Annotated in this window: 15 protein-coding genes; all 15 read left to right on the forward strand. The window is 66.4% G+C overall.

The features are described from left to right. A partial coding sequence (locus tag ACWPOB_RS16000) for an acyl-CoA dehydrogenase family protein (RefSeq protein WP_455401531.1) occupies nucleotides 1–149 on the forward strand: 149 nt, incomplete at its 5' end. Further along, entirely contained in the window at nucleotides 149–1363 is a 1215-nt protein-coding gene (locus tag ACWPOB_RS16005; RefSeq protein ID WP_455401423.1) for a CaiB/BaiF CoA transferase family protein, read from the forward strand. The genes ACWPOB_RS16000 and ACWPOB_RS16005, both read left to right, overlap by 1 nt. 43 nt (nucleotides 1364–1406) lie before the next feature. Further along, nucleotides 1407–2135: a 3-oxoacyl-ACP reductase FabG gene (fabG, locus tag ACWPOB_RS16010; protein ID WP_455401424.1), complete on the forward strand. Its 729-nt coding sequence runs from the start codon at nucleotides 1407–1409 to the stop codon at nucleotides 2133–2135. A 219-nt stretch (nucleotides 2136–2354) separates the two neighbouring features. Beyond that, the gene (locus ACWPOB_RS16015) at nucleotides 2355–2705 is read left to right on the forward strand and encodes a hypothetical protein (RefSeq protein WP_455401425.1); all 351 of its coding nucleotides are present in this window, start codon (nucleotides 2355–2357) and stop codon (nucleotides 2703–2705) included. After that, nucleotides 2702–3784: an alpha/beta fold hydrolase gene (locus ACWPOB_RS16020; RefSeq protein ID WP_455401426.1), complete on the forward strand. Its 1083-nt coding sequence runs from the start codon at nucleotides 2702–2704 to the stop codon at nucleotides 3782–3784. The genes ACWPOB_RS16015 and ACWPOB_RS16020 overlap by 4 nt, the downstream gene beginning before the upstream one ends. Then, the gene (locus ACWPOB_RS16025) at nucleotides 3781–4320 is read left to right on the forward strand and encodes a GNAT family N-acetyltransferase (protein ID WP_100055627.1); all 540 of its coding nucleotides are present in this window, start codon (nucleotides 3781–3783) and stop codon (nucleotides 4318–4320) included. The genes ACWPOB_RS16020 and ACWPOB_RS16025 overlap by 4 nt, the downstream gene beginning before the upstream one ends. After that, nucleotides 4317–5099 (forward strand): alpha/beta hydrolase, encoded by a 783-nt coding sequence (locus ACWPOB_RS16030; protein WP_455401427.1) that lies wholly within the window; start codon nucleotides 4317–4319, stop codon nucleotides 5097–5099. Before ACWPOB_RS16025 ends, ACWPOB_RS16030 begins: the two co-directional genes overlap by 4 nt. Beyond that, complete coding sequence (locus ACWPOB_RS16035) at nucleotides 5096–6598, forward strand: long-chain-fatty-acid--CoA ligase (protein ID WP_455401428.1); 1503 nt, start codon at nucleotides 5096–5098, stop codon at nucleotides 6596–6598. Before ACWPOB_RS16030 ends, ACWPOB_RS16035 begins: the two co-directional genes overlap by 4 nt. A 38-nt stretch (nucleotides 6599–6636) precedes the next feature. Next, on the forward strand, nucleotides 6637–7542 hold the full coding sequence (locus ACWPOB_RS16040) for an alpha/beta fold hydrolase (protein WP_455401429.1): 906 nt from the start codon (nucleotides 6637–6639) through the stop codon (nucleotides 7540–7542). A 434-nt stretch (nucleotides 7543–7976) separates the two neighbouring features. After that, on the forward strand, nucleotides 7977–9659 hold the full coding sequence (locus ACWPOB_RS16045) for a flavin-containing monooxygenase (protein WP_455401430.1): 1683 nt from the start codon (nucleotides 7977–7979) through the stop codon (nucleotides 9657–9659). A 21-nt stretch (nucleotides 9660–9680) separates the two neighbouring features. After that, nucleotides 9681–9854 carry a hypothetical protein gene (locus ACWPOB_RS16050; RefSeq protein WP_455401431.1) on the forward strand — a complete coding sequence of 58 codons (174 nt, stop codon included), beginning with the start codon at nucleotides 9681–9683 and terminating at the stop codon, nucleotides 9852–9854. 1 nt (nucleotide 9855) lies between these two features. Then, on the forward strand, nucleotides 9856–11226 hold the full coding sequence (locus tag ACWPOB_RS16055) for an MFS transporter (RefSeq protein WP_455401532.1): 1371 nt from the start codon (nucleotides 9856–9858) through the stop codon (nucleotides 11224–11226). Nucleotides 11227–11278: 52 nt separating this feature from the next. Further along, a complete protein-coding gene (locus ACWPOB_RS16060) occupies nucleotides 11279–11737 on the forward strand; it encodes a universal stress protein (RefSeq protein ID WP_455401432.1) in 459 nt (152 codons plus the stop codon). A 353-nt stretch (nucleotides 11738–12090) separates the two neighbouring features. After that, on the forward strand, nucleotides 12091–12534 hold the full coding sequence (locus ACWPOB_RS16065; RefSeq protein WP_455401433.1) for a carboxymuconolactone decarboxylase family protein: 444 nt from the start codon (nucleotides 12091–12093) through the stop codon (nucleotides 12532–12534). A 76-nt stretch (nucleotides 12535–12610) separates the two neighbouring features. Continuing rightward, complete coding sequence (locus tag ACWPOB_RS16070; RefSeq protein WP_455401434.1) at nucleotides 12611–13402, forward strand: NAD(P)-dependent oxidoreductase; 792 nt, start codon at nucleotides 12611–12613, stop codon at nucleotides 13400–13402. Nucleotides 13403–13413 lie beyond the last annotated feature (11 nt).

Consider the following 13413-nt stretch of genomic DNA (forward strand, 5'->3'; position numbering starts at 1 on the left):
TCCACGGCGGCACCGGGTACATGCGGGAGGTGCCGGTCGAGCGGATCTACCGGGACGTGCGGCTGCTGCGCCTGTACGAGGGCACCAGCGAGATCCAGCGCCTGATCATCGGCGGCGGACTGGTCAAGCAGGCACAAAGGCAGGCGTGATGACTCTTCCGCTCGACGGAGTCACCGTCGTCTCTCTCGAACAGGCCGTGGCCGCGCCCTTGGCCACCCGGAATCTCGCCGACCTGGGCGCCCGCGTGATCAAGGTCGAGCGCACGGACGGCGGTGACCTCGCCCGCGGTTACGACCACGTCGTGCACGGCACCGGAGCGCATTTCGTGTGGCTCAACCGGGGCAAGGAGTCGATCGCGGTCGACCTCAAGAGCGCCGAGGGGTGCGCTGCGGTCCGCCGTCTGATCGATCGCGCCGACGTGTTCGTCCAGAACCTCGCACCCGGGGCCGCAGAGCGGCTCGGACTCGGTGCCCAGCAGTTGCGGGCAAACCATCCCGAGCTGATCGTGGTGAACCTCTCCGGGTTCGGCACCGGCGGTCCGATGGAGCAGCGCAAGGCGTACGACATGCTCATCCAGGCCGAGGCGGGATTGATCTCGATCACGGGAACTCCCGAGACGGCCGTGAAGACCGGCATCCCGACCGCGGACATCGCCTCGGGCATGTACTGCGCCCAGGCGGTCCTGGCCGCCCTGCTGCGCCGCGGACACACCGGTGAGGGAGCCGTGATCGACGTGTCCATGCTCGAGTCCACCGTCGAGTGGATGGGCCATGCGATGTACACGCAGATGCACACCGGCAGCCAGCCCCCGCGAATGGGGGTGAGCCACACCTCCATCGCCCCCTACGACGCGTTCCCCACCCGTGACGGCGAGGTGCTGATCGGCGTGCAGAGCGACAGCGGATGGCGCGCCCTGGTCACCGATGTCCTCGAGGTGCCCGAGCTGGCCGACGACCCCCGCTTCGCCACCAACGTCCAGCGCGTGCGGAACAGATCCGAATGCGACGCGCTCGTCGCGGCGCGCACCGTCCGCTGGTCGACCGCGGAACTGGACGCGAGGCTCGCCGCCGCCGGCATCCCCGCGGCGCAGGTCAAGCAACTCGATCAGGTCGTCGCGCATCCGCAGCTGCGGGCCCGCAACCGCTGGCGCACCATCGGCACCGAACACGCGCCGGTCGAGGCTCTGCTCCCCCCGGTCACGTTCGCAGACGTCGAAGCACGCATGGGTGACGTTCCGGCGCTCGGCCAGCACACCCACGCGCTGCTCGTGGAATCCGGAATGGACGCCGAGACCGCCGACGCCACGATCGCCGGGGGCATCGCCCTGCAGGCCGAACACTTCCACCCCGCCCCCACCCGATAGCACGTACGGCTCGACCACCTCGGGCCACCAGGAAAGGACCATCATGCTGACAGGACGCACCGCCGTGATCACCGGAGGCGCCCAGGGCATCGGGCTGGCGATCGCCCGCACCTTCGCCGACCACGGGGCCCGAGTCGTCCTCGGCGATCTCGACGAGGCGAAGGCGAAGGACGCTGCGGCCTCGCTGAGCACCGACGCGCTCGGTGTCCGGTGCAACGTCACCTCGTCCGAGGACGTGGCGCGCCTCCTCGACGCCGCGGTGGACTCGTTCGGGTCCCTCGACGTCATGGTCAACAACGCCGGCATCACCCGGGATGCGACCATGCGGAAGATGACCGAGCAGCAGTTCGACGACGTCATCCAGGTTCACCTGCGGGGGTGCTGGAACGGTACCCGCCAGGCCGCCGGCATCATGCGGGAGTCGGGCGGCGGGTCGATCATCAACCTGTCCTCGATCTCCGGCAAGGTCGGATTCGTCGGCCAGACAAACTATTCCGCGGCCAAGGCCGGCATCGTGGGGCTGTCCAAGGCGGCCGCCAAGGAAGTGGCTCACCTGGGTGTGCGGGTGAATGTCATCCAGCCCGGCCTCATCCGCACGGCCATGACCGAGGCGATGCCGCAGAAGGCATGGGATCAGAAGATGTCCGAGATCCCCATGCAGCGAGCCGGGGAGCCGGAGGAGATCGCCTCCGTCGCACTCTTCTACGCCTCGGACCTGTCGTCGTACATGACCGGTACCGTCGCCGAAGTGACCGGCGGCCGCTACATGTAGACGGTTGCCGTCCGCCCCCGGGCGACGACGAAGTGAGGGTTTCGACCGGCGTCGCAGCGCCGGTCGAACACTTGCAGCAGCATTCGGCACGCCGGGATGCAGGTATTCACCGTGTGCCGAATCGGAACACCTTGTGCGATGTGACGCACATAATATTGAACGTGGAATTCTCCCACTCGAACAAGCTGGATCCTCGTCGCGTCGATCGGTGCTGTCGAGATGGCCGGAAAGAGGAACTCTCATGCGCAGCAGGCTGGACCGATGACAGGCAAACCGGTATGGCGAAAGCCCATCGACGCCGCAGACCGTGTGGTGGCGCCGCGGGCCGAGGCTCTGGTGCACAGCGATGTGTTCGCGACGGTGACCGCCACGATCTTCGGTGTCCGTCGCGCCGTGGGCAACGGTGTGAACGGCGTTGCGGCACGCGTGTGGCACCTGGTGAATCTGCCGGCGGGCACAGATCTGCAGCGGCTTCGCCAACAGATCGGGGCGCTGGACCGGGATGTCCGGCGACTGTCGCTGCAGCTCGAACAGCGCAAAGACAACCCCTCGGAGAGTGATCGACGGTGACGACCACACCAGCTTCGGAGAACATCGTCGACCGGGTGCGCCGAGAGGTGGAACGCACTGCGCTCCGGGCGCGCAACGGAATTCGGATGGCAGCGGGCGTCTCACGGCCGGAGGTCGGTAAGACCCCGAAGGACGTGGTGTGGCGCCACGGCCGGTGCGAGTTGTGGCACTACCGCAACGACGATGTGCGAGTGTCGCCGCCACTGTTGATCGTGTTCAGCCTGTTCTCCCGCAGCTACATCTTGGATCTGCAACCGGGCAACAGCTTCGTGGAACGGCTCCTCGCAGCGGGATTCGACGTCTATCTGCTGGATTGGGGAGTTCCCGACGAACGCGACGCAGCCAACCGGTTGGACGACTATGTCGACGACTATCTGCCCGCCGCGGTCGACCGCGTGCGGCAGATCGCCGGCACCGACCAGATCAATATGCTCGGCTATTGTTTCGGCAGCGTCCTGGCACTGCTGTACGCGGCCCACCATCTCGACGCGCCGTTGCGCAGCCTGACCGTCATGACGACACCGGTCGACCTGCAGCAACTGGGACCGCTGACCAGCGTGATCGGCGGCGGCGGACTGAATATCGAGAACGTGCTCGACGAGAACGGTAATGTGCCGCCGCAGGTCGTCTACCAGGGCTTCCAAGTCCTGAAACCGACCGCGCAGATCACCCAGTACGTCGACCTGTGGGAACGGATGTGGAGCGACGATTACGTCGCGGCGCACCAGGCGATGATCGGGTGGGCAACCGACCACATTCCGTTGCCCGGCGGTGTCGCCCGGCAACTCGCGGAGATGACCCGAGACAACGCCATCGTCAACGACACCCTGGTTGTCGGTGGCGACCGCGTTCACCTCGCCGACATCACGGTGCCGTTCCTGACCGTGCTGGGCACCCGCGACCACATCGTGCCGGAATCGTCCGCGGGCCCGCTGATCGACATGATCGGCTCGTCCGACAAACACGAGCTGCGCCTCGAGGGTGGGCACGTCGGGCTGCTCGTCGGCCGCACCGCCGCCAAGACCACCATCCCCACGATCATCGAATTCCTCATCCAGCGAAGTGAGATACAGGAATGAACATCGTCGCATTGGGCCGGGACCACACCGACGCCCTGATCGAGTTCTTCGCCCGGTTGCCCGCCGAGGACCTGACCCTGATGCGGGAGGATGTCACCGAGCCGGACACGGTACGCGGCTGGGCGGACCGCCCGGCCCACTGGGTCGCGCTCGACGGCGACGCGGTCGTGGGATTCGCCGCGGTGCGCCCGCTGCCCAGCTGGTCCGACCACGTCGGCGAACTGCGACTCGTCGTCGACTCGGCGCATCGACGCCTCGGCATCGGCCGCGCGCTGGCCCGCCACGCACTCGCCGACGCGATCCGCGCAGGCCGCCGCAAAGTCGTCGTCGAGCTCGCCGCAGACCAGGAGCACTCGGTGGCGATGTTCGGTTCGCTCGGCTTCACCGGCGAGGCGCTGCTGCGCGACCACATCCGCGACCGCGAGGGCAACCTGCGCGATCTGGTCATGCTCGCCCACTTCGTCGACGCCACCTGGTCGTCCATCGACACCATCGGGGTCAGTGCCGAACTCGGCCTGGAGGACAACACCCCGTGACCGGAACGACGCAACGAGGCCACACGGCGCCGGGCCGCCTGCTCTATTTCACCGACCCCGCGCGCGCGGCCGTCGACTATGCGCTCCTGGCCTACTCTGCACCGCTGCTGGCCGCACTTCCTCGCGGCGACAAACACCCCGTCCTCGTGCTCCCCGGACTGAACACGAGCGATGCCTCGACCTACACCCTGCGGACCGTGCTCAAAGGGCTCGGATACAAGACGTACGGGTGGCAGCTCGGCCGCAACATCGGCCCCACGAGCAAGGCGGTGCACGGCACGCAGGCGCGGCTCGACTACTTGACCAACCGCTACCAGCAGCCGGTCACGCTCATCGGGTGGAGTCTCGGCGGCATCTTCGCGCGCAAACTCGCCCGCCGCACCCCGTCGGCGGTTCGACAGGTCATCACCCTGGGCAGCCCGATCCGGCTCGCCCGGCACGAACAGAGCCGCGCCAACCGCCTGTTCCATCGCAACTCCCATGAGCACATCGAGCCGTTGGATCTGCCGCTCGAACGCGGCGCAGGCCCTCTTCCGGTGCCCGCGACGTCGATCTACTCCAAGCTCGACGGGATCCTCGCCTGGCGGGCGTGCCTGGACGAGCCCTCGCCACGCGCCGAGAACATCGCCGTGCTTGCCAGTCACTTCGGCATCACCGGTAACCCGGCGACACTCTGGGCGGTCGCGGACCGGCTCGCCCAGCCCCCGGACCGATGGACCCCGTTCCAACCGCCCGCTCTCCTCCGAATGGCCTACCCAGCACCCGAAAGCCGATCATGACCAACCTCGCCCATATCCTGACCGAGTCCGCGCGCCGTCATCCCGACCGGCCGGCAATCCGTCTCGACGACCTCGTCATCACCTACGCCGAACTCGACGATCTGACCGCCCGGGCAGCAGGGTGGTTGCAGGCCCGCGGAATCCGACCGGGCGACCGGGTCGGGATCGCCCTGCCGAACATCGTGGCGTTCCCCGTTCTCTATTACGGTGTGTTGCGCGCCGGCGCGACGGTCGTGCCGATGAATCCGCTGCTCAAGGCCCGCGAGATCGAGCACGCCCTCCGCGATTCCGGTGCCGCTCTGGCGCTGGTCGGGACCACTATCGCAGCCGAGGCGCAGGCCGCGGCCGCAGCGACCGGCACCGACATCGTGGTCATCGACGACGACACCCTCGCCGGCGCTGCCCAGTGGCCGCGCCTGCCGGAGGTGGCCGCCCGGGCCGACGACGACACAGCGGTCCTCCTCTACACCTCGGGCACGACCGGCGCGCCGAAGGGCGCACAGCTCACCCACTCGAACATGTACCGCAACGCCACCACCTTCGTCGACATGCTCGACATCCGTAGGGAGGATGTGGTGCTGGGTTGCCTCCCGTTCTTCCACGCGTTCGGGCAGAGCAACGCGCTGAACGCCTCCCTCGCGGTCGGCGCGTGTGTGTCGCTGGTGCCGCGATTCGAAGCCGAAGCGGTGGTGCGGCTCATCGAACGTCACCGGGTGACAGTCTTCGAGGGCGTCCCCACGATGTACGTTTCCCTGCTCCACACCGATTTGTCGGAGGCGGACACCTCCAGCCTGCGGATCTGCGTCTCGGGTGGCGCGGCGTTACCGATCGAAGTCCTGAACGGATTCCAGGGAGCCTTCGGCGCACCGATTCTCGAGGGTTACGGCCTGTCCGAGACATCACCGACCGCCACGTTCAACCGGATCGGGAAATCCAAGCCGGGATCGATCGGACTGCCGATCGACGGTGTCGAGTTGAAGCTGGTCGCTCGGGACGGCACCGACACCCCACCCGGCGAGGTGGGTGAAATCGTCATTCGCGGCCACAACGTGATGAAGGGCTACTGGAAGCGGCCCGACGCGACCGCCGCCGCGATAGTCGACGGCTGGTTCCATACGGGAGACATGGGCACTCGCGACGAGGACGGCTTCTACTTCATCGTCGACCGCAAGAAGGACATCATCATCCGGGGCGGCTACAACGTCTACCCCCGCGAAATCGAAGAAGTGCTCTACGAACATCCCGCAGTGCGCGAAGTCGCAGTCATCGGAGTGCCTCATCCCACCTACGGCGAGGAGGTTGCAGCCGCGATCACCTTGCGACCCGGTGCGGAGGCAACTCCCGAGGAGCTTCGCCAATACGTCAAGAGCCGGGTCGCCGCGTACAAGTACCCACGCCACGTCTGGCTTGCCGACAAGCTGCCCAAGGGTGCCACCGGCAAGATCCTCAAACGCGAAATCGGCATCCCCGCCCACCTTCTCGAACAGCCGCCGGCGTGACCGGCCCGGCCGTCGTACCGACCCGGTGAGGAACACCCATGGCTGATCGGACCCAACGGGTGGCCGTCGGCGAGCTGGAACTGGCCTACGAGGCCTTCGGAGACGCCGGCAACCCACCCCTGCTGCTCATCGCGGGGCTCGCCACCCAGATGCTCGGCTGGGACGAACGGTTCTGCGACCAACTCGCCGACCACGGCTTCCATGTGATCCGGTTCGACAACCGCGACATCGGGTTGTCCACCCACCTCCACGAGGGCGGTATTCCGAACCTGGGGGCCCTGCTTCGCGGGGAGGCCGCGGCGGCGCCGCCGTACACGCTGGTGGACATGGCCGAGGACATCGCTGGGCTGCTCGACGCGCTGGGTCTCGAATCCGCGCACATCGTCGGCGCCTCGATGGGCGGCATGATCGCGCAGCAGCTCGCGATCCACCACGGACACCGGGTCCGGAGTCTGACCTCCATCATGTCCACTCCCTCGCGCCAGGTGGGACAGGCGCGGCCGGAGGCGCAGGCGGTGTTGTTCCTGCCGCCGCCGACCGACCCGGACACCGCCGCCGAACGCTCCCTGACGGTGTATCGGGTGATCGGCTCACCCGGGTACCCGCTCGACGAGCCTCGCGTCGCCGAGGTCGCGCGACGCGCCTTCGCGCGAGGCAACAACCCAGCCGGCGTGGCGCGGCAGTACGCGGCGATTGTGGTCTCCCCGGACCGCACGCCGGGACTACGCGGGTTGACGATCCCGACGCTGGTGATCCACGGCGAGGACGATCCCCTGGTTCAGGTGGAAGGTGGTCTGGCGACGGCCGACGCGGTTCCGGGCGCCCGTCTGGTCGTGGTTCCGGGCATGGGCCACAACCTGCCCCAGCCCCTGTGGCCGCAGCTGATCGACGAGATCGTCGCGCACGCCCGAGCCGCCGAGGTCGGCCCCGCGACTCGCGCCTGACGACCTGCGGGCTGAACCGCACGCTTACGAGCCGCCGAGGCGCTCGAGATCGAACCGGCGTGCACGAAAAATCTTCCATCAGAACACTTCTCGATCGAGAGACCCGTCCGTGACGGGTCGTCGCCGGCCCGGCAGCAGAGCACTGCGCCGGGCCGACTCATGCCGCTCGAAGCGGGGTGTTCACGGGCTGTCCCCGTCGACCGCGCCTTCCCTACCGACGCCGACGGGCCGTCCGGAATCTCGGTCCCGTGAACCGCCCCGGGTTTCCTGCCGCTCCCATGCCGTCGATTCGCCCGTTTCGGGAGCGTGTCGAGCCCCGATTTCCCGGAGTGTTTCATATTGGAACGCTCGGACGGTAGTCGCGCATCTCACCATTGTGGTCGGAACATGAACCACGCCACATGCGGGTTCGCACCATCGAAGGGGTACAGGCCATGGATGGACTCATCCACGACCAGATCCGCGATCTCGACGTTCTTGTCGTGGGAGCCGGATTCGGCGGAATCTACACGCTGCACAAGCTGCGCAACGAGCAGGGACTCGACGTCGTCGCCATCGACAAGGCGGGCGGGGTGGGGGGTACCTGGTACTGGAACAAGTACCCCGGTGCGTTGTCGGATTCCCAGTCCTTCGTCTACCAGTACTCGTTCGACCGCGACCTGTACACGGACAACACGTGGACCCACCGGTTCATCAAGGGGCCGGAAGTGCTGGCCTATCTCAACAAGGTGGTGGACCGCTTCGGGCTGCGTGAGCACATCCACCTCGAGACCGGCATGACCGAGGCCGTCTGGGACGAGCTGTCCGGGACCTGGACCGTGCGCACCGACCGCGGCATCACCTACCGGGCCCGTTTCCTGGTCACTGGTCTGGGCATTCTGTCGGCGACGAACACCCCCGAGATCCACGGCATCGAGCATTTCGAGGGTCGGGTCGTGCACAGCGGGGCCTGGCCGGAGGAGTTGGACCTGACGGGCAAGCGGGTCGGGGTGATCGGTAACGGCTCGACCGGCAACCAGATCATCACGGCCACGGCCCCGATCGCCGGGCATCTGATCTCGTTCCAGCGTTCCCCCCAGTACAGCGTGCCGGTCGGCAATCGTGAGGTGGGTCCCGAGCAGTTGCGGGCCGACCACGAGAACTTCGACGCCACCTGGGAGCAGGTGCGCAATTCCAGTGTGGCCATGGGTTTCGAGGAGAGCACCATCGAGACCTTCAGTGTGTCCGCGGAGGAGCGTGAACGCATCTTCCAGGAGGCCTGGGACGCGGGCGGGGGGTTCCAGTTCATGTTCGGGACCTTCTGCGACATCGCCACCGACGAGGCGGCCAACGAGGAGGCGGCGAAGTTCATCCGTCGCAAGATCGGCGAGATCGTGCAGGATCCCGAGACCGCCCGCAAGCTCACCCCGACCGACATGTATGCGCGCCGGCCGTTGTGTGACTCCGGGTTCTACGAGGCGTTCAACCGGCCCAACGTCAGCCTGGTCAATGTCAAGGAGAACCCGATCGTCCGGATGACGCGCAAGGGCATCGTCACGGAGGACGGCACCGAGCACGAGCTCGACGTGCTGGTGTTCGCCACCGGTTTCGACGCGGTCGACGGCAACTACATGCGGGTGGACCTGAAGGGCCGGGACGGGAAACTGATCAGTCAGCACTGGAACGACGGGCCGACCAGCTACCTCGGGGTGGCCACCAGTGGGTTCCCCAACATGTTCATGATCCTCGGCCCCAACGGCCCGTTCACCAACCTGCCACCCACGATCGAGGCCCAGGTGGAGTTCATCACCGACACCATCCGGAAGGTCGCGGCCACCGAGACCGGCAGGATCGACCTCAGGCCCGAGGCGGAGTCGGACTGGACCGAGACCTGCCGCGAGGTCGCCGCCGCGACGGTGTTCGGCAGGGTCGACTCGTGGATCTTCGGTGCGAACATCCCCGGCAAGAAACGAAGCGTGCTGTTCTACCTCGGGGGCCTGGGCGAGTACCGCAAGATCGTGGCGGCCGAGGTGGCGGCCGGATACCCCAGCTTCGTCACCAAGTCCCCTCCGCTCCCACTCGGGGCGGCCCACGTCAGGCGGCCGTCCCGGCCGGTTCGTACCGCCACGCAAAGCTGAAGCACCACAATGAAATATGCGATGACAAGGTACGCAACCGTCGCCCGGCGACCGAAGGCAGTGCGCAAGTTCGCCGCCATGCCGGCCGCCGAGGTGAAGCAGGCGCTCGCAGGTGCGCTCGCCGCATACCGGTCCCGCCACGAAACGGAGCTGTTGCATCGTGCCTCCGGCACGCAGCTCGAAGGAGAGATCTGAGATGACTTCAACCATAACGACCGACCAAGAGGCACGACGCAAACGAACGGTGATGTGGGTCGTATCCCTCGCCACCGTCGGCATGATCTTCGATGGTTACGACCTCGTTGTATACGGCGCGGTGCTGTCGACCTTCCTGAACGACCCGAGCCATCTCGGGGAGGTCACGCCCGCGGTCGCGGGGACCCTGGGCAGCTACGCCCTGCTGGGAATGATGTTCGGTGCCCTGCTCGCCGGAGCCTTCGGTGACATCCTCGGCCGCCGCAAGGTCATGCTCCTCTCCTACGCGTGGTTCTCCATCGGCATGTTCGTCACCGCGCTGATGAGCAGTACCACGACGTTCGGCATCATGCGGTTCCTCACCGGCCTCGGTATCGGCGCGCTGATCGCCACCACCGGCACCCTGGTCACCGAATTCGCCCCGCCGGGAAAGAAGAACCTCTGCAGTGCCATCAGCTACTCCGGCGTGCCGCTGGGGAGCCTGCTGGGTGCCCTGCTTGCCATCCTCCTGTTGGAGTCCCTCGGTTGGCGCGGACTGTTCATGATCGGGGCGTTGCCGATCTTGACGCTGTTGCCGTTGGCGTTTCTGAAGATGCCCGAGTCGGTGCCGTGGTTGGTCGCCCGGGGCCAGATCGACAAGGCCCGGGCAATCTCCGAGCGCACCGGTGTGCCGATGCCCGACAGCGCCCCGGAATCGGAGAAGGCCGAACGGGTGGGTTTCGCCGGCCTGATCAGCCGCGGTTTCCTGCTTTCGACGGTGCTGGTGGGATTGATGAGCGCCCTCGCCCAGTTCCTCAACTACTACCTCAACACCTGGTTGCCGGTGCTGATGGAACAAGTGGGGTTCAATACCAAAGGCTCGCTCGCCTTCCTTCTCGTGTTGAGCGGGGGCGCAATTCTCGGAGCGCTGGGCGGCTCCCGGTTCGCCGACCGGTTCGGACCCAAACCGGTTGTGGCTATGGGCTTCCTGATCGGTGCATCGTTCATTGCATTGCTGACATTGGACGTACCGCTGCCGGTGCGCCTGCTTTTCGTTGCCATCGTCGGCTTCGGCACCACGGGAACGTCGATCCTGATCTACGGGTTGGTCGCGAACTACTTCCCCACCAAGATGCGGGGTGCGGCGGTCGCGTGGGCCGCGGGCTTCGGCCGGTTGGGCGGCGTCAGCGGCCCGCTGCTGGGCGGTCTGTTCCTGGCCGCCGGACTCGGCGTGAACGCAGTCTTCTATGTCCTGGCCGGCTTCGCCCTTCTGGGTGTCGTTCTGACGTTGGCGGTCCCGCGAGTTCGTCGCGCGACGGACGTTCACTCGACACCCGTCGAACCGGCGGTGCCGCTCGGGGCCGGGGCGACGGCAGTTTCCCCGACTACGTAGTACCGGCCTTGGGAATGCGATGCAATAGTTCGAGTCGGCAACCTTGGAAAGCGTGGAGACGGCGATGTACGAACGAATACTGGTAGCCATTGATGCAGCGCCGGACTCTCCCGACGATTCTCTGCAACGAACGATCCAGTTCGCGAAGATGACCGGTGGGACCGTCCACCTGTTGCACTTCGCGCGCGGTCACGTGGTCGCCTACGACATCAACGCCGGCTCTGGGCTCGGTGTACTCGAGGGCGAGGACGACGTTCCCACTGAGGAACAGAGAGTAGTGCAAGACGCTGTCGACCTACTCGCCGCAGCGGGAGTCACCGTGCACGGAGAACTCATCAACGCCACGGAACACGACATCCCGGACATCATTCTGCAGCGAGCGCACGAACTACCGGCGGACATCATCGTCCTCGGTTATCAGCATCACCGTGGGTCCACGGTCGCCGAACAAGTGATACGGCGGCATCCGGAATGCTCGGTCCTGCTGGCCAGACCGCCACAACCGGCGTAGCTCGGTTATCCCGGAAATGTCGTTCCAGCAGCACCTCGGAGGGCACTGTCACGTTGTCCGGGGTGCTGCTGAGGGGCGCGAAGGCTGCGCTGTAGGTCGCGGTGGGCAAGCCCGTGGCACCGATGACCTTGTTCCCGGTGGTGAAGCGTTCGCGAACCGTCTCGGCCATCTTGCCGCTTTACACTGGTGGTATCGCCGATTTGGGAAGTGTTCCAGATTGGAACGCTCGCATGGCAGTCGCTTGTATCACCATTGTGTTCAGTACCGCACCACGCCACATGCGCGTTCGCACCATCGAAGGGATACAGGCCATGGATGGACTTCACCTTCGACCGTCTCAAGAGGAGGCCCCCATGGCCACAGATCGCTACCAGCGCGGACTCGACCGCATGATGGAGCTTGTCTCCACCGAGCACTCCGGCACCTTCGACCACGTCAAGCTCGTGGAGTCGTACAAGACTCTGGACGCGGACCTGTCCGACTACATCGTCTCCTTCGCCTTCGGAGACATCTACTCCCGAACCAGCCTGACCCAGCAGGAGCAGACGCTCGTGACCATCTCCACGCTGGTCGCCCTGGGCACCGAGCCCCAGTTGAAGCTGCACATCAATGTCGGCTTCAACGTGGGCCTGACCAAGGAGAAGATCGTCGGGGCCCTGATCCAGTGCATCCCCTACATCGGGTTCCCGCGCGTGCTCAACGGCCTGACCCTCCTCAAGGAGGTCATGGCGGAACGGGGTCTTGACCTGAAGTCCCCCACGGAATCGGACGATCTTCCTACCCCGACGTCCTCGTGACGTCCGGTGCCCCGCTGGCATCCCCTCTCATCACCTTCTCTCTCACAACCTTCTCTCTCGCACTCGAGGAACGCTCATGCATTTGGTAATCGGACTCGGACCCATCGGGGGAAACATCGGCGCACATCTCGCCGATCTGGGCCGGAAGGTGTACGGCTACGACTTCAACCAGGATCGCCTCCGCGAGTGGTCGGAGGAGACCGCGTCGCCGGCCGGCAGCGACCTGGCGGCTGTCGATTGGCCGTCCATCGACGGTGTCCACATCGCGGTGCGGCTGGCCGACCAGGTCTCGTCGGTGTTCGAGGCCTTGGCGGCCCACACCGCGCAGCCGCTGACCGTCTTCGTCCACACCACGCTCGCGCCTGCGGACGCACGGAAGATCCTGTCCTCGGCCCCGGCCGGCTGGCGCGTCTTCGAGGCCCCCGTGTCGGGCGGCCCCCAGGGGGCACGCCACGGCACGATGACCGTCTTCCTCGCCGGACCCGCCCCCACCGACGCCGAAAGCGCGCTGCTGGCCGACATCTCGGGCCGTGTCTTCCAGATGGAGTCCTACGGACAGCCGGCTCTCGTGAAACTCCTCAACAACGCCCTGGCCACCTACAACCTGGCCGCCACCGCACGGATGCTCAACCTCGCAGCCGAACACGGCGTGCCGGCCAAGGACCTCTTCGAGGTGATCGGCGTGTCGACCGGACAGAGCTGGATGGGTGACAACCTCATCGACGTTCAGTACGACCTGCTGCTGAAGGACGTGGGTCTGCTCCGCAGCGAACTCGGTTCACTACCCGCCGCAGATCTCGACGACGACGTCGAGCAGGCGATCCTGCAGGCGCGTGCGCTGTTGGGCTCCGATTCCGAACACGGGTGAGTTTGAAGGGG

The sequence above is a fragment of the Rhodococcus sp. 2H158 genome (genome assembly GCF_053764755.1).